16 protein-coding genes and 2 pseudogenes are annotated in these 20663 nt (G+C 43.9%); 8 read left to right on the top strand and 10 right to left on the bottom strand.

The annotated features are described in order from the left end of the window. Positions 1–198: 198 nt before the first annotated feature. Positions 199–1395 (bottom strand): putative manganese transporter, encoded by a 1197-nt coding sequence (locus CS022_RS08690; RefSeq protein WP_129121960.1) that lies wholly within the window; start codon positions 1393–1395, stop codon positions 199–201. A gap of 731 nt (positions 1396–2126) precedes the next feature. After that, positions 2127–2948 carry an alpha/beta fold hydrolase gene (locus tag CS022_RS08685; protein WP_129121959.1) on the bottom strand — a complete coding sequence of 274 codons (822 nt, stop codon included), beginning with the start codon at positions 2946–2948 and terminating at the stop codon, positions 2127–2129. A 230-nt stretch (positions 2949–3178) separates the two neighbouring features. Between CS022_RS08685 and CS022_RS08680 the strand changes: the two genes are divergently transcribed. From CS022_RS08680 to CS022_RS08665, 4 genes are all read left to right on the top strand, one after another. Next, complete coding sequence (locus CS022_RS08680) at positions 3179–4711, top strand: cytochrome-c peroxidase (protein ID WP_129121958.1); 1533 nt, start codon at positions 3179–3181, stop codon at positions 4709–4711. Between the two features lie 245 nt (positions 4712–4956). Then, positions 4957–6291: a serine hydrolase domain-containing protein gene (locus CS022_RS08675; protein ID WP_129121957.1), complete on the top strand. Its 1335-nt coding sequence runs from the start codon at positions 4957–4959 to the stop codon at positions 6289–6291. Positions 6292–6527: 236 nt separating this feature from the next. Beyond that, positions 6528–7598: a serine hydrolase domain-containing protein gene (locus CS022_RS08670; protein ID WP_129121956.1), complete on the top strand. Its 1071-nt coding sequence runs from the start codon at positions 6528–6530 to the stop codon at positions 7596–7598. 36 nt (positions 7599–7634) lie between these two features. Further along, a complete protein-coding gene (locus CS022_RS08665) occupies positions 7635–7889 on the top strand; it encodes a hypothetical protein (protein ID WP_129121955.1) in 255 nt (84 codons plus the stop codon). Positions 7890–7962: 73 nt separating this feature from the next. Here CS022_RS08665 and CS022_RS08660 read toward each other — a convergent pair whose 3' ends face one another. The 6 genes and pseudogenes from CS022_RS08660 to CS022_RS08635 all read right to left on the bottom strand — a co-directional run bounded on the left by CS022_RS08660 (position 7963) and on the right by CS022_RS08635 (position 15492). Next, positions 7963–8427 (bottom strand): hypothetical protein, encoded by a 465-nt coding sequence (locus tag CS022_RS08660; protein WP_129121954.1) that lies wholly within the window; start codon positions 8425–8427, stop codon positions 7963–7965. A gap of 12 nt (positions 8428–8439) precedes the next feature. Next, positions 8440–10191: a S8 family peptidase gene (locus tag CS022_RS08655; protein ID WP_408057229.1), complete on the bottom strand. Its 1752-nt coding sequence runs from the start codon at positions 10189–10191 to the stop codon at positions 8440–8442. Positions 10192–10546: 355 nt separating this feature from the next. After that, positions 10547–11605, bottom strand: a complete 1059-nt coding sequence (gene rsgA / locus CS022_RS08650) for a ribosome small subunit-dependent GTPase A (protein ID WP_235869336.1) — start codon at positions 11603–11605, stop codon at positions 10547–10549. Between the two features lie 380 nt (positions 11606–11985). Further along, a complete protein-coding gene (locus CS022_RS08645; protein WP_129121952.1) occupies positions 11986–12876 on the bottom strand; it encodes an alpha/beta fold hydrolase in 891 nt (296 codons plus the stop codon). Positions 12877–12957: 81 nt separating this feature from the next. After that, positions 12958–13419 carry a hypothetical protein gene (locus CS022_RS08640; protein ID WP_129121951.1) on the bottom strand — a complete coding sequence of 154 codons (462 nt, stop codon included), beginning with the start codon at positions 13417–13419 and terminating at the stop codon, positions 12958–12960. An 881-nt stretch (positions 13420–14300) separates the two neighbouring features. Next, positions 14301–15492, bottom strand: a pseudogene (locus CS022_RS08635) (isochorismate synthase). 199 nt (positions 15493–15691) lie between these two features. On the opposite strand from CS022_RS08635, the gene CS022_RS08630 reads away from it, so the two are divergent. After that, the gene (locus CS022_RS08630) at positions 15692–16477 is read left to right on the top strand and encodes a 2,3-dihydro-2,3-dihydroxybenzoate dehydrogenase (protein WP_129121950.1); all 786 of its coding nucleotides are present in this window, start codon (positions 15692–15694) and stop codon (positions 16475–16477) included. 71 nt (positions 16478–16548) lie between these two features. Here the strand turns inward: CS022_RS08630 and CS022_RS08625 are convergent. Together CS022_RS08625 and CS022_RS08620 are read right to left on the bottom strand one after the other, a co-directional pair. Further along, positions 16549–17615 (bottom strand): annotated as a pseudogene (locus CS022_RS08625) (3-deoxy-7-phosphoheptulonate synthase). A gap of 241 nt (positions 17616–17856) precedes the next feature. After that, on the bottom strand, positions 17857–18384 hold the full coding sequence (locus CS022_RS08620; RefSeq protein ID WP_129121949.1) for a hypothetical protein: 528 nt from the start codon (positions 18382–18384) through the stop codon (positions 17857–17859). Between the two features lie 287 nt (positions 18385–18671). On the opposite strand from CS022_RS08620, the gene CS022_RS08615 reads away from it, so the two are divergent. The 3 genes from CS022_RS08615 to CS022_RS08605 all read left to right on the top strand — a co-directional run bounded on the left by CS022_RS08615 (position 18672) and on the right by CS022_RS08605 (position 20607). Further along, on the top strand, positions 18672–19208 hold the full coding sequence (locus CS022_RS08615; RefSeq protein ID WP_129121948.1) for a hypothetical protein: 537 nt from the start codon (positions 18672–18674) through the stop codon (positions 19206–19208). Positions 19209–19369: 161 nt separating this feature from the next. Then, positions 19370–19882, top strand: a complete 513-nt coding sequence (locus tag CS022_RS08610) for a hypothetical protein (protein ID WP_129121947.1) — start codon at positions 19370–19372, stop codon at positions 19880–19882. Beyond that, positions 19807–20607, top strand: a complete 801-nt coding sequence (locus tag CS022_RS08605; protein WP_161569601.1) for a hypothetical protein — start codon at positions 19807–19809, stop codon at positions 20605–20607. Before CS022_RS08610 ends, CS022_RS08605 begins: the two co-directional genes overlap by 76 nt. Positions 20608–20663 lie beyond the last annotated feature (56 nt).

Raw genomic sequence — 20663 nt, 5'->3', positions numbered from 1 at the left:
TATCGCGGTGTTTAATTTCCAAACGCGCCGAGAGTAACAGTCTCACCCCAATAACAGTAAAGATAAATCCCACTTCTAAAGGCTCAATTTTGCGACAAATCACACAATCAAACTAATTTTCATACATTTGAGTTACAAGAAAAAATAGTGAAGTTCAAATTCATATCGCCGCCTCCGCGGAGAATCTACTCCATTACTTTAAGCGACTTCAAACAAAAAGAAGTAAGTATACGCAGCAACAAAAGCAGGAATTGCAGAATAAATTGTCGCGACGATTGCCGCTTTGGGGGCTAATGCAATCGCCGGAAAAAGCGCATCACCGTCATTTGAAATTGCATTACCAATCTGTGCAGAAATTGGCACAACGCCGCTTATATAAAGGCTTGTGACCAAGATTTGTGGGCCACACCCCGGTAGAAGTCCGACTATCACCCCCATTGCTGGCAGCAATAATGCCCAACCGGTGAAGACTGTCGATAAATCGATACCGAGCCAAAACACTGTCAGTTCGAACAATAAAAAGGCCCCAATGACCCACACTAGAATAAAGTTTGTATCTTGGGCAACACGCTGAAAAATATCTGTATTTTTGCCTTTTTTATCTTCGCAAACTGCAGATTGATAATCAGTAATTTCTCCGTTCATCGCCCATAGCAACACAGCAAACCATGCTAACACTGCACCTGCAAACTCAAATGCGCCTTGGGGTACGTGAAAAAGTGCATTTGCATCAACTTGAAACGAACCAATCAACGCAATGATAAGGCTTGGTAGCAGTAATACTTTCCAGAACAAAGATTGAAGCGCACCTCTTTTTGAGTTCGCATTCGAATCTTTAAGAGGTTGATTTGAAGCTGTTACTTTAATGTCTGGCCTTAAGAAATTGACACCATGAAGGCGGTCTACCAGGTAACCGGATATCCAGCCTACGGATGCGCCCAGAGCCACAATCATCAATCCCTCAGAGGGACGAGTCGCAAGAAGCAAAAACGCAGCATCGCCCATGGTTGCTGTTAAAACCGCTACCACGCTACCGAAACTCAGGTTTCCTCGCACATACTGAGTGACAACGACAATCGCCCCCCCACAACCGGGAAGCGCGCCCATAAATGATGAGAAACTGATTTGTAAAATATGATTTTGTGCAAGTGTTTTAGTGAACTGACTCTTTCTATCGAAGTGCTCAGTCAAGAAATGAAACAGAGCTAAAGTGGCAGCGACATAACTCGCAACCTGCCAAAATGCATCGGCCAGAGTCCCAACAACCAGCTCCCTGGTCACAGAACTGAGTAACAACGCTAACAGAACAACGGGCACAACCAGACGTCGATTTTGCAAAAAAAGTGACGACCCCAATGAACCCAGATGAGACAGTTTTCTTAACGATACTTGCATAAGCCTAACCATTAACCTAAATGATAACGATTATCATTATCTACATTAAGATTACTCAACGCAAGGATTTAATGATTGAATGTCGGGCATGCTAAACCTGCCCATCAAGACTAGCTAAATGGGCAGGTTGAAAATATATAAATTATAAGAATGTGCGGTTAAATGAAGAAACGATAAATTATGCATTATAGATAGTCTGCATAATTAAATAGCGTTTTAGGTAAATGAAATAGTTTTTTTCAACTATAGTGAAATAAATAAGTTAATTTGAAATCTTTGTTTCAAGTGTTTCCGTATGTAAATAAAAATTACAACCACAATCATCACATTCAAACTTATTATAATTTCTTCGAGTAAGTGATTTTTCGAACAGATTTCTTTTAAGTCTGTGAAATACCGTTTTCTTCTTACAACTCGGGCATGATACTGACTGTTCTTTCATTATTTAAACCAACCAAACTTTATCGACGTAATTTACTTTATTTTTTAGATATTCTATTTTGGACGCTACTGACATTAGCTATCTAGTACCCTTAAAGTCTGGGTAATATTCTGTTTAGATTTCTAAGTTTATTGAGCGTTATTTACGCAACACTAGAGCGTGGTGATTTTATATTATTTTAATGATTCATTTTGAGACATAAGTCTCATCAATGACAGAATGTATGAATTTCAAGACTTTTGCAATGAGACTTTGAGCACCCAACAATTTAGGTGATGGGCGCGAGAAATTACTCAGAGAGGAACGAAATCAACGTATCGCTAACAAAGAGAGGAGATTCTAAGTTGATAAGGTGTCCGGCTTGGGGAAGCACAACCAATTGACTTTGAGATATCTCATCACGCATCAGCTGGGCTTCAAGAGGAGAATGCACTCTGTCTTCGGCACCAACCATCAACAGAACAGGCAGATTAAATTGGCTTGCATCGTCTGTTATATCTCGCCTGTTGAAAACTAACTGGCCTGCATCTGAAACCCAGATTGCTCGCTCAGCGCTGACTTGAGCAAGCGTGTTTTCTAAGTACTCTTTGGCTTGGGGGAGCGCTTTGAGAGCACGTGTTGAGAGTCTCTGTTTGACAATATTGTCATGTATTTCTGCCGGAATGTGCTTTTCGGCAGCAACGACTTTTAATGTATCAAGGTACCTATCTCTTGTTATTTCAGGCTCATAGCCGATGAAGGTGCCCATTAGCACCAGCTTCTCAACGTTTGTGGGGCTCAGTAGTGCCAGCTCTGCAGCCCAGATGGCGCCGGAGCCCAATCCAACAACAGAAAACCTATCGATACTCAGATGTTCCACCAAACATTTAATGTCTTTTGCGTAGTCAATCAGGCTCTTTGTATTCGCAGGTAATGATTCTGACTCCCCGTGTCCCCAGAAATCCGGCACGATGCAACGATAATGCTGCTTTAACCTGTTAATCTGAGGGCGCCACATCTCACTATTGAGCATATAGTCATGCCCAAAAAGAATTACCGGGCCCTCCCCTTCATCAAGGAAAGACATAATCCGACCATTGTGCTCAAACTCTTTCATTTTTTTCCTTGTCATTTGTGCTCATCCCGCAGCGTTCTACCATAACTTTGATAAACATGCAGTATTTACCTTTTCTTAACGGTATTTTCGACGTTTGAATAATCTAATTTCATCCAATATTAGAGTGATTTATCTTTACATTAGATCTCGTTAATTCATATGGAACCAACTGCTCACTTCAGGCACATAGTGATACGGATTTTTCACTTTTGAAGCTGAAATCAACTAGGGATGGAAGGAAGAAAATGAGCAGTATGAAAGGCATTATCAGAATGTCGCTGTTCGGCATCGTAATTAATACTCTAACTGGGTGCGATCTGTTCGATAAAGATAGCGAAGAAAAACGAACTGCAAAATCGAATAATGGTGTTGAACAAAACATTGCAAACCAAGTAAGAGCTGTAGCACGTTCAGCAGGCGTAACCAGTGATGCCGCCGACGGTGTTGACATACCGAATATCAAAGATCCTCTGCCTCAGCTCGGCATGAGACTTTTCTTTTCCAAAGCACTTAGCGGAAATAAAGACACTGCTTGCGCCACGTGTCACCATCCAACGATGGGTGGCGGAGACAACCTTCCACTTTCTATTGGTGTTGACTCTGTTGACCATGATGTCCTTGGTGTTGGTCGCTTACACCGTTCTGATGCACATGAATATGATGGTGGTCCCCCTGTTCCTCGGAATGCACCGACATCCTTCAACATGGCTCTTTGGGATGACTTTATTTTCCATGATGGCCGCATCGAAAGCATGGCTAAAGAAGTGGGGCAAAATGGCGCATCTGATACATCTGGTATCGTCACACCTGACAACACAGACGGTGGTTTCAACATCATGGTGGGTAAAAACCTCACCATGGCCCAATCACGATTCCCCGTTACATCTAAAGAGGAAATGAAAGGTTTTGACGTGCAGCCAGATGGAAGCACACAAGACATTCGCGACCTTATTATTAACAGGCTGATTGGCCGAAACGGTCACGAAGCAGATCTGGAAAAGAATGATTGGTTGACTGAGTTCAGAATCGCCTACGATGTGCCCAATGCATCAGCCGAAGAAATCATTACCGATCCCAATATGTTTAATGCCATCGCTGAATATGAACGCAGTCTAACATTTACCAACTCACCTTGGACCAAGTTCCTTGAAGGTGATGACACCGCATTAAATGACAACGCAAGGTCCGGCGCCATTCTGTTCTTCAAAAGTGCATCGAACGGCGGTGCAGGTTGTGTAACTTGTCATTCAGGTAACAACCTCACAGATGAGCGTTTTCACGTTCTAGCAGTGCCGCAAATCGGCAGGGGTAAAGAGGCAAACCAGATGGATCAGGGCCGTTGGTATGTCACCAAAGATGATGACGACCGATTTGCTTTTAGAACCCCCAGCTTGCTCAACGTTAGCGTGACTGGTCCATGGGGTCATTCAGGCGCATATTCGTCTCTTGATGCTATGGTTCGCCACCATCTTAACCCTGAAAAAGCGGTGAGAAATTACGACTATAGCCAACTGCCGTCAGGCGTTCAGGTCGACAAGATGTTTGAGAATACCGGGCCAGCGATCATCGCGCTTAACCGCCTAAGAGAAAAAGGGAAATCTAAGTTACCCGAAGTCAGTCTGTCAGATGACGAAATTAACGACCTTATTGCCTTCCTTGAGGCTCTGACCGATCCCTGCGTGACCGACAGAGAATGCATGTCATCGTGGATTCCAACTGGAAATGACCCTGACGGCCTTCGTCTTATTGGTAAAGATATAAACGGTAACCTGCTTTAATTGCGCCAATACCTCAGAGAAGCCAAGAAAAGCTCAGCCTGTCTGAGCTTTTTTTTCGATAGTTTCTGACTACAAATGTTGTCAGAAATGAGATTAACGAACGTATCGTAAGAATTCATCACGACTAGTGCCTTTACTTTATTTTCTTTTCTACTGAAATAACTAAATATCTCTGAGTGCATATGACAGATTCAGCGCTTTCCTGTTGGGTATGCACCCAAATACTGGAATAAGGATATTGTTAAATGAAATTAGTGAAACATTTCATCGTACTCTCAGGCCTGATTGGTCTAGCAGGGTGCCAAGGAATTAATAGGCTTGGTGAAATAGATCTCGGTACAGGCTATGCCGCTCATGAGCTTTGCTCTCGGCTCTTTATTAGTGGTGAATCACAGGAATCAATTGTTGCTAACGTAATAGAAGAAAAAACCTATCCACTCACATGGGTTTGGGACGTTGAAGTAAATGAACGCAAAAAAACAGTAAGCGTATCTGCGCCATTCTTTGACGGATTTCATAAGAAAACTGCCGTTTATCGCGAGGGTATGGGCTGTACCGTCGCTATCGATAAAACGCCAGACACCTTGCAAAATGATACGTTAAATACATCGGGAACACCTGCTGCAAGAGACCTCTATGATCTGTCAGTGGCGATTTCTGAGCCAGCACAATCGGCAATCCAAAACTGGTTTAACGATCCAAAAGATGCGGAAAATCAGAATAATACTTATGCTGTTATTGTCTACCATCAGGGTAAGATCGTTGCCGAGCAATACGCTGATGGATACAGCAAAGACATGCCGATGCTGGGCTGGTCGATGGGTAAGTCCATCACTGCATTATTGACGGGGATACTGGCGGACCAAGGAAAGTTAAGTCCCGACGACATCATCATTCCATCCTCAGAACGTGTGCCTGACCCAATCAAAATCAAACACCTATTGAATATGGCATCTGGCCTAAAGTGGGATGAGAGATATAACGGCGAGTCTGATGTTTCAAATATGCTCTACAAAGAGTCAGATACGGCAGGCTATGTCAAAACGCGATCTGCTGCCACGAAGCCCGGAACAGAGTTTGTTTACTCAACGGGCGATACTCAATTACTCGCCGGCACGATTACTGAACGCCTCGGCGGAAAGCAACAGGCTGCCTACGATTTTTACCAGCAGAAACTGTTTCATCCTCTGGGTATTTCAGACGGGCTGATCGAGTTCGACGAATCGGGCACATTTATCGGCGGGGCCAGACCTTTCCTCAACCCTCGTGATTGGCTAAAAATTGGCATACTGTATGAGCAAAAAGGGAACTGGAGAGGCAAACAATTAGTGTCCGAGTCTTGGGTAGATATGCTTCTCACTCCTTCGCCGGCGTCACCTTACTATGGCGGTCAAGTATGGCTAAAATCAGACGTTGTCAGCGGTTTCCCTGATGATATGTTCACGCTAAAAGGCCATTTGGGACAATATATTACAGTTCTGCCCTCTAAAGACTTAATCGTCTTAACGCTGGGCCTGCATAACAAGAATACAGATAAAGACCTGATGGAAAGAATACTGACTGTCACTGAACTGTTCTAATACGCAAAATCTCGCGTCAAAAAGGGTGCCATTGTCACCCTTTTCTCTCTTTCCCACAAATTCCCGCAAATACATTTTGAATACAATTGATGTCAGAAATTGGAACAACATTTTGCTTCTGAGAAGTAGCCCAATCACGCTTACTCACCCATGGGCAATTCACTCGAGAGCATACAGAATATTGAGTAATAAATAATTAAGGAAAATATAACTCACTACGACATATAGGAGGTCGAATGCGTTTACGTCATGCTTGCGCCGTCTTAATGACTACATTAGGAATAACTGGTTGCGTCGACACCGAAAAACTCGGACTTTTGCAGGCCGGTACTGGGCTTGCTGCCCATGAGCTTTGTTCGAGAATTTTTGTATCCGGACAGCAAGAGCAGCAGATAATTGATGATGTTATCGACCCCGTATCGTTTCCTATGACTTGGTTCTGGTCCAAATCGGTAGATGCAGAAAATAAACGCGTCGATATATCGATTCCTCTGATGCCTTGGATTCAAACAAACACAGCAATATTTCGGGAGGGAATGGGGTGTACGCTAATAAAAGAAAGAACCGTTGAGGAATTGTTAGCAGAGTCCATTATGCCCAACCGAATGCTCGACAATCCTCAAAGCCATATGCCAGTCAACATTAATGCAGACCTGCAGAAGTCCATTCAATATTGGTTTGAAGAACCTCACTCTTCAGAGTTCAAACAGCAAAATACGTATGCAGGTTTGGTTTATCACCAAGGGAAAATTATCGCTGAGCAGTATGTTGAAGGTCACAACAACACGATGCCAATGATTGGCTGGTCGATGGGGAAAACGCTAACAGCATTACTCACTGGCATTCTCTTTGATAAGGGGCAACTGAAACCCGACGATGTGGTGTTGGAAGCTAATCAAAAAAGGCCGTATCCTGTCACTGTCAAACACTTACTTCATATGTCAGCGGGTCTTGAATGGGAGGAGGTAGCAGACAAGCCCTCTCCAATTTCTGAACTACTTTATATCTACGGGGATTCCGCGGCGTATACGAGAACACAACCTCAGGTGTCAGAACCGGGCACTGAGTATTTGTACTCCACAGGTGCAACACAACTGTTAGCCAAGTTTATACAAGATAAGCTTGGCAGTTCTTCTCAGAATATTTACGACTTCTATACGCAATCCCTTTTCCATCCTCTTGGCATTGATACCGCCATTTTTGAATTTGATTCTGTCGGTACATTTTGGGGTGGTGCCCGTCCTTTCGTCACAAGCCGTGATTGGTTAAAAATCGGAAAAATGGTGGCGAACAAGGGGGTCTGGTAAGGAAAGAGGCTAATCTCGGAGCAATGGATTGACTATATGCTGACACCCTCACCCGCCAATACGTTTTACGGCAGTCAAATTTGGTTGGGTGATAAAGATGTGGAGGGCTTACCGGAAGATACCGTGTCTTTCCGCGGCCACCTTGGGCAGTATCTGATCATCATTCCTTCGCAGGATTTAATCATATTAACCTTCAGCGCATACGGTCCGGAATATTCAGTAGAAGAGTATTCAAAAAATCTGATGACAAAAGCGCTCAAAGTCAGCCAATGGGCGGCACAACAGAAGTAAGGGCTGAAACCACGTTTCAGAACGAAAAAAAGCCGGAAAACGTCCGGCTTTTTCTTCAACAAAGCGCAGATACTTACTTAGTATCAAACTTGTTATTATTCAGCTCGATTTTTACCGCTTTCACACGGCTGTCAGCTGACAGGTGGTCGTTAACTGAAAGCAGGTCAACTGTTTCTGGTGCACGGAATACCGTGTTACCTTTTCTGCTGTAAACCAGTTCAAGACCGAACTCTTTCGCAACGGCTTTCGCGTCAGCACTGTCAGACAGAGTAGCAAATACTAGGCCTGTAGCCTGAAGCGGCTTAGCGAACATGCTCTCTACCAGTTTGTCACCCGCGAATAAGCCTTTCAGAGCCTCACCAGATTGCAATTGCTGAGGAATCACTTTCTGGTACTCAGAACCATTTACGTCAAGTTGCTGAACATTCAATACCAGTGATGGGTTATCAAGCTCCTGAAGACCCTTTACCTCGGCCTGTGCCAGTCCTGAAGTCATAGCCGCAGCCAGAGCGAGAACAGAGATTGTTTGCTTTTTCATCGTGATAACTCCTTAGTGACCCAGGATACGCAGTGACCAGTCCTTGATCACGCCAGGCGCTTGGTTGTTCGCCAATGGAACAGTGAAAATATTTGAACGGTTGAAGTAAGCGATAAAGTTAAACACTTCTTCACCGTTGGTGTCGATAGCGCGCAGTGTCCACTCACCCTTCGCGTTTTCGCCATAGAACTTGTTACTCAGCATCAGCTGGTTATCAAAACCAGTGATTTCTGGGTTCAGAGCCTGACCAACCAGACCACTGCGAGGCGTCTGCAGAACAGAACGAGTACCCGCTGGAGAAATCAGCTCAATTGCAAGGTCAGGAATACGTGCGTGATCCAGAGTCAGTTTCACCTGTACAGATTCAACTGTCAGATCATCAGTGATCGCTACTGCAGATTCACCACCAGCAAGACTTGCATCTGGTACTTCTACTTCCGTAGAGTTGCTCACCCACTCAGACACTTGCTGCGCAGGCAATACGCTGTTTGTCATACGTGCACGCTTAACCGCTTCGTCCAGATTAACAAGACCAAAACCGTAGAAATCATGGAAATCAACGCCTGCTGCGTTTTTCTCCCAAGGTGCAATCGCATCGTAGCTCACAACTTCGCCGTCGCTGTTGGTGAACTCAAGGCTAACACCCGGATGTTCAGCATCTGTCACAGAAGCAGTTTCAGCAATCAGAGCACGAACATCGCGTGCAGACAGGGCATGGTTAGTTGACATAACTGCAGCGATAGCACCTGATGTGTTTGGCGCAGCAGATGATGTACCATTCATGGTGCTGTTGTAGTTACACTCTGGGTCAAGGTCAGTACCTCCGTGCAGGCCATTCGAACCCAGACCGCCCGCAGTGTTGTAACCTGCGTCACAACCCATCAGGTCAGTGGTGACCATTGCAGGGAAATCAGAACCGTATTCACCGGCAGGAGCTGTTACCCACACGTTCGCGCCAACAGAAGAGTAGCTAGCACGGGTACCATTTGCTCTCATCGCACTAACAACTAGGTTGTAATAGTTGGCATTGTCGTAAGACTGGTTAGAGTTGTGCATTGGCAAACCACTGTTGCCGCCACCCTGGAAGAAATCACCCGGCAGAACAAAGAATTGACCAGAGCGGAAGTAACGGTAGCCATTACCTGCCGACTTAACGAAGACAGAGCCACCATTGTTGTAATAGTTACCTGAGCTCACGTCAGCAAACGTATCCAGTTCAATTTTGAATTCTGGATCGTTTTCATCAAACGGGATTGGCTCAATTGGGCTAAAGCCATAGCTTTGGTTGAAAACACGTACGTCACGCGTAGAAGGATCGGCACCGTGAGAAATCAACCAACCTTCGATAGACTGATCTGACAACCAGTTAAAGCCCATCAATGATGCGCCTGAAGCCACACCACGACCGCCTTCACCGTTGTGACCAACAGCAGCAATCAAACCACCAACGGCAGTACCGTGGCCGTTTGTATCAACTGGGTAGTCAATTGGGAATTCTGAATCTTTGATTAGGTTACGGCTACCCGGAACCACATTACCTTGCAGATCGACGTGGTCTGTCTCAAGACCGGTATCGATTACGGCAACTTTTACACCAACGCCTTTGATACCAAAGTTTTGGGTAAGACCCGTGTTCAGATCGTTACCAGGAACAGCTGGGTTTTGGGCAAAAGCATTCTGGCCTGTGTTATTCAGGTGCCACTGCTGAGAGTAAAGCGGGTCATTTGCCTGCGCTGCTGCTGACAATCCCATTGCCATCAGCATCGCTGAGATTTTTGTGAGTCGTGTTTGCATCCTTGACCTCATGATTTTATTAGAAAAGGTGATATAGCCAGTCAACTTGGTCATAGTTGCTGGCAGTGGTAGTAGATAATCATGCAAACACTGAAGTTGTTAGTGGTGAATAAAATAAGTGTTAACTGACTCGATAGAAGAAAGCCCTGTTATATCAGTAACCTTCAATTTTGCGTGACAGCGCAATGTATGAAAAAAACGGTAATTGACAAGTCACACAATCGTAATCTTGATCTGTTAATCCAGTAAATTATCCTGTGTTGATGATTTGCCACCCCGAAAAAAACAAAAAGTTCTTATTGAAGTGGCAAAAAAATGCGAGTAATTACTCTCTTTGTTTGAGTCGGTTGATTTCTAGATTTGTCACCTTATTTAATTTCTTTTGCGTGCGGAACTTGGCGCGTTGCTGCGCAACAGTCTGGTTTGCTCTCTCCTGCTCACGCATCAGTTTCAGGTAGTTGTGCCACCTGCGCGTATCCAATGTGCCGCACTCAAGCGCCTTTAGTATCTGACAGCCAGGTTCGGTTTGATGCTGACAATCAGTAAAACGGCACTCTGACACAAGTGATGCGATATCAGTAAATGCTTCACGGACAGCGTCATCATCCGATGAGAGTTGGATCTCTCGCATACCCGGCACATCAATAAGCAAACCGCCAGCTGGTATTAAGTGCACCGATCGCGATGTCGTGGTATGCCGCCCCTTGGCATCGTCCTCGCGTATACCGCTTGTCAGTTGTACGTTTGCACCGCAGAGCGTATTGACCAACGTAGACTTACCAACGCCAGACGAACCAAGCAGTACGATGGTCTGCCCTTCCGCACACCATGGATGAAGAACAGATACGCTATCTGTATCAAGGCCATTGACAGGTATGACTGGCAACATGGCGTCAAGCCGCTGAACTGAAGCCAACATATCATCGTGTTGTTCACACAAATCAGCTTTTGACATCACCACAACAGCTTGAACATTTGCCTGTCGACACAAAGCAAGGTATCGCTCAATACGGTTTAGGTTAAAGTCCTCATTCATTGAGCAGACAATAAAGGCTGTATCGACATTGGCCGCTATCAGTTGGTTAGTCCCGTCATTCGCGACTGCTCGGCGTTGAAACAGTGAGTGTCGGTCTAAAAGTAAACATTGATTGTCTTGCCCGATGAGTAGCCAGTCGCCAACCGTCGCTTTTGGCGTGGATGGACGAACGAGTAATGTTATTGCGCCCTTTTCTGTCGCAAGCACTAATTCACTTCTGTGTTGCTCAATCACACGGGCAGGAACATAGTGCTCAATCTGATCGAGAGTCATCTGCTGTTGAAAGTTATTTCGCCAGCCTAGTGTTTGAAGCGATAAAGAACCAGATAAAATAGTTGATGTTTTCACGTAAGGAATACCCTATGCACATAAACGGTCGGCATGAATCGCCGTCGGGTGCGTCAATTAGAAATAATTGAGGGTCTTTTTTGACCCCGGAGAATCCGGGTTTCTGAGAGAGGTGATAGTAAGCGTCTGTTGTTTAATGAATAAATTAACAACCAGAGAGCATTGATTCGTCAGCCTGACTCAAAACCCAGCTTGCTGATACTGATACACTCATAAACTTTCCTCCATGTGGCCATTGGCCTCATTTGAATACTGTTGAACACGTTTCGCGGAGCAGTAAAGCACGGTTTCTCAGACATGTCCCAGAGATAGTCGCCAAACCTCGATTCAGTTCTCAAAAGCCTAATTTCAAAGCAAAAAGTCAGTCGAAGCGTTTAGTCTTAGCGGTTTTCAGCGTTGTGGCTATCAAAAAACTCAACCAGCATTGGCGTTACAATCTCTGGCTTTTCCTGATGAACAAAGTGCCCGGCACCACTTACTCTCTCCACCCTAATCCCTCTTGTGAACATTTTAGGATCAACAGCATAGTCGTAAATCTTTGAGGACATACAACCATCATTTGCACCAGTAATCGCCAGTGTCGGAACGTTAGTTGTTTTTTTGGCCATTTTACGGACCTTTCGAGCCCCTTGTGTAAAATGGTCGAGGATAAAATGACGGTAATACCCTAAAACCGCTTTTTTCACTCCAGGCTGGGAAAGTGTTTGTTTTACTGAATTCAATGTCTCTGAGGAGGCTTCCCAATCCGGAGACCAATTCCGCCATAACGTGTCAACAAATGCCCAGTTGTTCCTTTCAAGCCACCAATCAGATATGCCCCACAGATGAAAAAATAAGGTGTACCAAGACAGTAAGAGTTGTTTAGGGTGTTTAATCAATGCCCACTCAAAGTGGTGTAATGGAGGGATAGCGATCGTAGTAAGACTAAGAAGTTTATCTGGATACTCGTTGGCAAATAAATAGGCAATAATCGCTCCCCAGTCATGGCCGATAAGGTGTACTTTTTCCTCACCGAGCTGTTTAATCCAAGCATTCACATCGTCAACCATTAAATGGAGATGATAATCACCATCGGGTGATAAAGATGTTGTCTCATAGCCCCGAATATTTGGTACCACAACTTGATATCCTGAAGCGATCAAACCCTTTATTTGCTGGTTGAAGCTTTGGTTATTATCTGGAAATCCATGCAGGCAAAGCACAATTTCCTTCCCATTTTCTTCATTAAATTTTAATAATGAAAAAGACATTCCATTATTTTTTAAAAGCATATTTATACCGACAATAAACCACCAAATAAAAAGGCCGGAAAAACCGGCCTTAGTTTACTTAAAGTGGGGAATTAAGATTTATTATGCAGCTGATGCGGAGGTAGATGCCTCACCTTCTTCTTTGTCTTTACCAAACAACCCACCAAAGAAGTCAAAGATACCTGTGACGACATTAATAACAGTACCTACAACTGAGGTGACAGTGTCGATAACACCATTAGCTGTATTTGCACCATTATCTATCGCATCACCAACTGGCGTATTTAAGCCATCATTTGATCCTGTTAGTTTAAGCACGAAACCAAGAATACCTTTTGCTACCTCTGCGACTGTGTTAATTACCCCGCCAATGTCAAAACCACCTTCATCACCGCCTAAGAGTCTGTTTTGTGTATTTTGTTCGGCTGCAACACCTGTTGCTCCATTACCTGTACCGCCTGCAAGATTGTTAGACCTTGGTTCTGGAGAGCCAGAGCCTGCAGCCTCAGTGTTGTAAGAAGAAGTAGATGAAGTCACTGTGCCTACTGGGTTAACTGTAGTCATAATTAAATTCCTTAATAAAAGTTAAAAGTTAAAAGTTAAAAGTTAAAAAATCATTTCACATAGCGATTTAAATAAATAGTGTGCAACACAAGCGCTACCGAAAAATTATTCCAATAAATCTTTTCGCGCAAAAACTCCCGTCAACAGATCTCTAAAAATCCTATCTGTAGAGGTTAAGTAATATATTTTAATAAGTTCTAAGTATAAATATGTAAGGAAGAGGTTTGGATCACTACGAATAAAGAATGTGCTGCTGTTAATGGCAGTAATCATGTTTATTCTTTAGCGCATAAAGTGATTTTTATTTTACCTCTGATCTCCGTCAGAGATTTTCACAATATCCAAATTAAATATGTTCTTCCCTAAACCGTTTTATTTCCCCTTCCTTGTTTAGTTGTTTTGTATATCTGACATAACTAATGATAGAAGGGGTTCGAAAAAATATTGAACTTTTTTTCAATTAATACCCATTAAGTGAATTAAAACATATTAATATGAAATATAATGATTTAATTATTAATTTTGATACACTTTGTATCACTTTTAAATCAAAATATAAATAATTGAAATATATAAATTAATTGCCATATTGACTTGCTGTAAACGCATAAAAACGAACACGATGTCACGTTTTAATTCATGAAAAATAATATATTTTGAAGGGAATTCATACAAAACATTAACTGCATAAGGAAATGTAGAAAAAAATTGCAAAAATAGATGAAGAAAAATGTAGGTTTTAAGGTAGGAAAGAGCCTAATACGAAAGAAAAGGCTCCGGTTGAAGGCCGTCAAAGCCTTCCAGTAAAAAGTTTTTGCCCCCTGACAACATCCGTGATTTGTACATTCCATCAGCGATTGAAAGTGAGGGTGCTGGATTTGCTAAGCGTGTTCAGCTTCTCCAGCATCTATATTTGGCAACTTGATGCCCGCAGCACGCAAAATGGTTCGCATCTTCGCATTTGTTTCAGCAAATTCAGACTGAGGATGAGATTCATTGACAATCCCGCCCCGCAAAATCCGCATTTTTTTGACCGACTTCGGCACAGCGAATCGTTACCACCCATTCACCATTGCCCCGTGCATCGCACCAGCCGACCATGCCTGTAAAGTAACCCCTATCAAATGCTTCCAGTTCGCGGATAGCATCATAAGCCGTCTCTCTGGGATAGCCACAAACTGCTGGTGTAGGGTGCAACTCTGATGCAACTTGTAACGAGCTGGTTTCAGGATCGTCTAGCTGACCTTCCAGCACTGTTGACAGATGCAGCATCGTATTTGTCTCAATCACTGAGGGAACCATTGGCGTGTAGAGGTTACGGCAATATTTGCTCATAACCCTCTCTACTTCTTCGACTACGAGCCCATGTTCATGAAGATCTTTTGCTGTATTGAGCAGCGACAGTCTTGACTCTTGATTGGCCAATGAATCATTGCTGCGTGGTCTTGAACCCGCGAGAGGGTTTGATGTCAGATAATGACCACGGCGTGAAACCAACAACTCTGGACTCGCGCCCATTAACTTTTTCCCATCACCCACATCAACAGAGAAGGTAAACCCTTTACTGTTTACAGAGAGCAAGTTCTTAAGGAACTTGGCCTGATTGATATCACTCTCTGTCTCAACCTCAACAGCCCGAGACAAGACAACCTTACTTAGCTCAGTTTGTTCAAAGCGTTGAAGCGCATTTTCAACCCCCTCAACATATTGGTTGTCAGAAAAACCTGAGATAATCTTTGCGACCGCTGACTCTTGTTGCTCGGGTGCCGATGCACGAGTACTGCTTGAGATGAAAAGTTGCTCAGGCACTACCATGCGTGTTGGATGCTCCTGATCGAAAGGCACCACAGCGAAGAGCACTGGGTTATCATTTTCTGCGTTCTTTGCAGTGTCCAGCAATCGCTTGGCTTCTTGCCACAAACTGTCGAAGTTAATGGCCTTATTTACTTCGAGAGACTTTCCCAAACCCATCATGGTATTGGCCTGCGACGAGAAGAAAAAGCTCGCATTTTCAAGTTCATGCTCACAGAGATCCTGCTGCATTTTTGAATAACCGATTACTGAACGTTTCATGAAAAATTCCTTATAGAACGAAGACTGATACCTTCATCAATAAATTCGCCGCAAGACTACATTCAAAGTCTTAATTTTACGAATGATAATTATTATTATTTGTATTTAGTTTTAGGAATATAGACATGTGTCACATTTGCAAATCACCAGTTTTTGGTAGTGTTTGCAGATACTTAACTGATAAGGAACATATCAAGAAATGAACCTCAACTTCTCTGGAAAACACGTGCTGGTAACTGGGGCCGCGAAAGGAATCGGACTCAGCGTTGTTACTCACCTCTTGTGCTCCGGAGCAACGGTTATTGCCACCGATATAGATTCACAAACGTTAGAGGAAAACCTTGCCTCACTGCATGAGAGCTTCTCTGAAACATTAATATGCCAAACACTTGACCTAAGTCGCCATCACGAGCTGCCCAGACGGATTGACGACTTAATCTGCCAATTTGGTCCTCTCGATCATTTGGTCAATTGCGCAGGAATATTGCAGACAGGTGCATTGATTGACGCCAACATTGAAGACGTTATCAAGATATTTTCTGTTAATAGCTTTGGGGCGCTCAGTGTCATGCAAACTGTCGGTAAAGCCATGATAAAACAGGGCTTTGGCAGTATAGTCGTGATTGGTTCAAACGCGGCAAATACACCACGCCCCAACATGGGCGCTTACTCGGCATCGAAAGCTGCACTGCATATGTTGGTGAAAAATATTGGTATTGAGCTGGCCTCACATGGTATTCGCTGCAACATTGTCAGCCCCGGCTCTACCCGAACGGATATGCAAAAACAGTTATGGACGAACACCTACGGCGAACACGATGTGATTGCCGGAGACGCAGCCAGTTATCGCTTGGGGATCCCATTACAAAAGATCGCGGAGCCCGATGACATCGCGAAAAGTGTTCTCTTTTTGCTGTCAGAAGCGGCTGGCCACATTACAATGCATGATTTGCGCATAGATGGAGGCGCAACACTGGACAATTGAGAAGCCCACGAGTGAGCTGCTAAACAATCAGCAGTTCACTCGATAATCAGCAATTCACTTGATAAAAGGACTTAGACGGTTTCAAGCTCGCCTTGTTTGACGCTACGGACGGCACTGGCAAAAATATCTAGTAACTCTCGGCTGTCTATCCACCCTAGACATTCATCCGTTACAGATTGGCCGTATACCAGACTTTCATTTCCTAGTTTCTGGTTTCCCCCAACCAGAAAACTCTCAGCCATCACACCCGCAATATGCTTGTGTCGACTCTTTAATTGCCCGGCAATGTCTCTGGCAACATTGAGCTGATTCTTAGCAATTTTTCCGCTGTTACCGTGGCTACAGTCAACAATAAGTCTCGTATCCAGCTGCTGTTGTTTTAACTTTTCAGCAACGTCGCTAACATGCTTTTCGCTGTAGTTTGGCCCTTTACCGCCACGTAAAATGATGTGGCAATTCTCGTTTCCTTTTGTCATCACCGCCTGTTGGTGATTATCCTGATCAGGCACGCACAGAAGGTGCTGCGCTCGTGCTGCGTGTATTGCATCAATGGCGATATCGATATTGCCATCTGTGCCGTTTTTAAAGCCAATCGGGCAACCAAGTCCTGATGCCATTTGACGATGGATTTGAGATTCCGTCGTTCTGGCACCAATCGCTCCCCAACAAATCAAATCGCTGATATAGGGGTAAAGCTGAGGATCAAGAAACTCTGTCGCTGTCGGTATGCCTTTGTTGATCACATCAACCAGAAACTGCCTCGCCGTTCGCAAACCGTCATTAATGTCATGACTACCGTTAAGGTGAGGATCAACAATCAGCCCTTCCAGCCAGTGCGAGTTCTTGGTTTTTCAAAATAAGTTCGCATAACGATGAATAATTCATCACGATACTGCGCCTGCAGCTCGGCGAGTCTGTCAGCATATTCAAGGCCTGCTTCTACGTTGTGGATTGAGCAAGGACCAATGATCACCAGTAATCGGCTGTCTTTACCGTCAATGATGTTTGCAATCTGTTGGCGTTGTTGGGCGATCCAGTCATAAGTGGATTCTGTTAAACCAATGTCGTTGCTGAGTTCATGAACAGCAGGCAGCCGACCGACTGGATCAGCATGTATGAATGGTGAGAGAGTTTGCATGATTTCCTCTGCTGGAACGTCCGTTTTCGGGCTAAAGAGTTAAAAGGGGTCAAAACCACCCAAAAGATAATGATAATGATTATCATAATCAAAGGCGCATTATCGTGATCTGAACGGATGAAAGTCAAGCAGTAATGTTAGAACAATCAATTATCTGGAGGTAAACAGCAGGCTTGGTTTGAGGAAAGAAATAAAAAGCCAGCAAAATATGAAGCTGGCTTAAAAAACATTGGGATTTTGGTTAACGATTACTATCGATTTGCGCTCTCAGCGCGTTCAGCGCGGTGACTGAAAAACCATCATCGTAGAAGTAAATGATCTTTCCTTCTTTGTCGAGTAGTAAAACGCGAGCGTTTCTCGGGCGATCGTTGCCAGTAAATGCCTGTACTTTGTCGCCGTCTTTATAGATGGTTACCACCCCTTTCCATAAAGGTTTCGGTATACCTGAGCGCATACCATTGTCGATAAACGTACTAAACATTCTGGGGAACATACCCTGTATTGCAGGTAACTCGTAGACAGCCACCTCAGTCTTGGTCATATCAAGACCAATCAGCCATCGATCAATATCAAACTGCGTATCCTGCACGTAACCCACTAACAGCACCGTTAGGTTGCCTGAAAAATGCCCAGGCATATTGACGGGTTGTTCCTCAAGTGTTTGCCCTGTTATTGAAGGGAAAACTTTGCCCTCAACAGATTGATTCGGATATTGGGTTGAGCAGGCCGACACAAGTAAGGTCAGCATGACGAGCAGCGTCTTTTTCATAAATCCTCAGAAATTTAGTAGATAACTACTCAAAACCTACGTCTTATTTTTTTTCGTTAGCTCAGCACCCCAGCGATTTTTGCACAGCATCTCCCATAAAACCCCTGATGTTAATAAACAAATTCATTTGCAATATGACCGAAAAGGAGCAAACCAAAGGCACATAAAAATCAGACTGTTAAATACTAACGACGACACAGAGAAAACAGAGTGGACACATACTGAAAACTTGCCCCTAAGGTCTACAATTAACTCATAAATCAATAACAAAAACTGGGTTTTACAACATGGCAAGCTCTGATTTAGTCCAATACCAAAAGCAAATTCAGCAACTGCTTCCCCTCATTGATGATGATACTGCCTTCGAACAAAAACTGGACGAGTTATCAAAGCCTTACCCTGCGTCAGCAAAGTTATTGATCAAAATGGAAGTAAAACGATTGAGCGAGCCATGCAACAAGGCAGTAGATTTGAGAGGCAAAGTCAGAGGTGAATGCCGTAAATATACCTTATCAGGTAAAACGTTCTGGCTAGATGATCACGCCATTAACCACTACAGGAAGCGTTCTGACGTCTACAACCGACAGTTTACTGAAGGGTTGCGGGAAGAAATCTTACAGATAGCTAAAAAGAATCGAACAGAAAAGCCGAAGGAAGAGACATTCTGCGATTCACGCCCCTGGTTACAAGCTGAATACTTTGAATACGCAAGAGGGATATTGCGCAAAGAAAGCCGCTATAAGATTGCCTCATCTGTTACGTTAGTCAAAGTAGATGCACCATTATTCACGCCAACACCTTTGATATTTCGAAGTCAGGGGTAAAGATTAAAGCGACCGCATCTTATGGAATACAAAAAGGGGATGTACTAAAAGTCCATTTCTCCCAGCTAGCCAAGGAGTGTCGCCTTCCCGAATTAGACAAAGGGTCGCGTTACGAAGTAGTTCGAGTCGAAGATTTCAGTTACAGCAATTATTACGTTACGTTGGGGCTGAAAGCGGAACAGGAAAATACCCTTATCTCCCAAGCCATTAAAATTAAAAATACTGTCTCTGAAAAAGCGCCTCAAACTGAAAATCAGGAGCGTCTTGAGAACCTCAAGCGACATGCACTCAAACAAGCTATCGCGAAAACCACCCCTATTCTTTCTCTGTTTATGCAAAACGATCTGGTTCGTTTTGCTCTACTCAACAAAAACAATCAGGCCACCTGGGACTATTGGCTCGATATCGACGGCAACTGCTTTATCGACCAAATATTCAGCATGGACAGACTCACTCACCTCAATGAACAACAGGAAATGCTGATTTACTGCTTCAGTCATCAGGAAGAAGCCAGTAAATATTATTTTTGCGCGAATGCTGAAGAATTACCTGCAGAATACCTTTTCAGAGCATGGCAACTGGCGGCGACACGCGAGTCTTGGCGAGTTTTTCGCGTAAAACTAGAGCCTTTTCTTTACCTGAAGGACAACATGTCGAACAGCTCTCTGCACTGACATCATTAGTGAATATTGAAGACATCACCAATGTTGCCGTCAGAGAAGACTATCTACAAAAAAGATCTGCACTCGCTGACGCATCAAAACTTAACGCTTACACAGTCAACGAGAGAAAGTCGTTCAACGTAAAACTCGTGACAGATGAAGAGAAATCGAACGTTGACGATGTGCTCAGACAATTTTCGATGTCTCGTCACACCGCAACCACGTTCTTCGTCAGCAGATATGAAGGTAAATTGGCGATTAATTCGTTCTTCGTCGATGAGCTATCTCGGTTCATAAATCAAATCCTGATCGACAAGCAGAAAACAGTGACGTTGACGCTGGAATCCTTATATCACGAGCAGTTGGCAAAGCTCATTCGGGCCGCGACCAAAAAAGGAGCAATCCGGGTGAAAATGGATCTCGAACTGATGGTCGGTATATTTCAGGTCACCAGAAAGAAAACCAAAGTTGTGGTAAAAACGCTCGAAGATTTCGCCAGTTTTGAAGAGCGGCGTAAATTTGTCCAGGATGCACGCAGCATGGGGCAATTCATTGCGATTAAAAGCCAGATATGCCCAGTCGATAACCTTTTATTGCATTTAACAGGGCCGGAATTTGATGAATTGGTCGTCACATCGAGTAACAAAATCAGGGATCTAGAGGAAGAGTTAGAAAAAATCGTTGTCATGGGAGAACTCTATGACACGACAGACGAAGTCTACCTCCGGTATACATAAGTACCCGACAGAGGCAAACCTTGTGATAGTGCACAGCAACCTAAGTGCGGAGCCTT

This window comes from Veronia nyctiphanis (assembly GCF_004116385.1).
Taxonomy (GTDB): domain Bacteria; phylum Pseudomonadota; class Gammaproteobacteria; order Enterobacterales; family Vibrionaceae; genus Veronia; species Veronia nyctiphanis.
This window is presented reverse-complemented; position numbering and strand designations above follow the sequence as displayed.

Coding starts and splice junctions, on each gene's coding strand:
- CS022_RS08690 (WP_129121960.1), bottom strand. CDS start 1,395: ATGCAAGTATCGTTAAGAAAACTGTCTCATCTGGGTTCATTGGGGTCG.
- CS022_RS08685 (WP_129121959.1), bottom strand. CDS start 2,948: ATGACAAGGAAAAAAATGAAAGAGTTTGAGCACAATGGTCGGATTATG.
- CS022_RS08680 (WP_129121958.1), top strand. CDS start 3,179: ATGAGCAGTATGAAAGGCATTATCAGAATGTCGCTGTTCGGCATCGTA.
- CS022_RS08675 (WP_129121957.1), top strand. CDS start 4,957: ATGAAATTAGTGAAACATTTCATCGTACTCTCAGGCCTGATTGGTCTA.
- CS022_RS08670 (WP_129121956.1), top strand. CDS start 6,528: ATGCGTTTACGTCATGCTTGCGCCGTCTTAATGACTACATTAGGAATA.
- CS022_RS08665 (WP_129121955.1), top strand. CDS start 7,635: ATGCTGACACCCTCACCCGCCAATACGTTTTACGGCAGTCAAATTTGG.
- CS022_RS08660 (WP_129121954.1), bottom strand. CDS start 8,427: ATGAAAAAGCAAACAATCTCTGTTCTCGCTCTGGCTGCGGCTATGACT.
- CS022_RS08655 (WP_408057229.1), bottom strand. CDS start 10,191: ATGCTGATGGCAATGGGATTGTCAGCAGCAGCGCAGGCAAATGACCCG.
- CS022_RS08645 (WP_129121952.1), bottom strand. CDS start 12,876: ATGCTTTTAAAAAATAATGGAATGTCTTTTTCATTATTAAAATTTAAT.
- CS022_RS08640 (WP_129121951.1), bottom strand. CDS start 13,419: ATGACTACAGTTAACCCAGTAGGCACAGTGACTTCATCTACTTCTTCT.
- CS022_RS08630 (WP_129121950.1), top strand. CDS start 15,692: ATGAACCTCAACTTCTCTGGAAAACACGTGCTGGTAACTGGGGCCGCG.
- CS022_RS08620 (WP_129121949.1), bottom strand. CDS start 18,384: ATGAAAAAGACGCTGCTCGTCATGCTGACCTTACTTGTGTCGGCCTGC.
- CS022_RS08615 (WP_129121948.1), top strand. CDS start 18,672: ATGGCAAGCTCTGATTTAGTCCAATACCAAAAGCAAATTCAGCAACTG.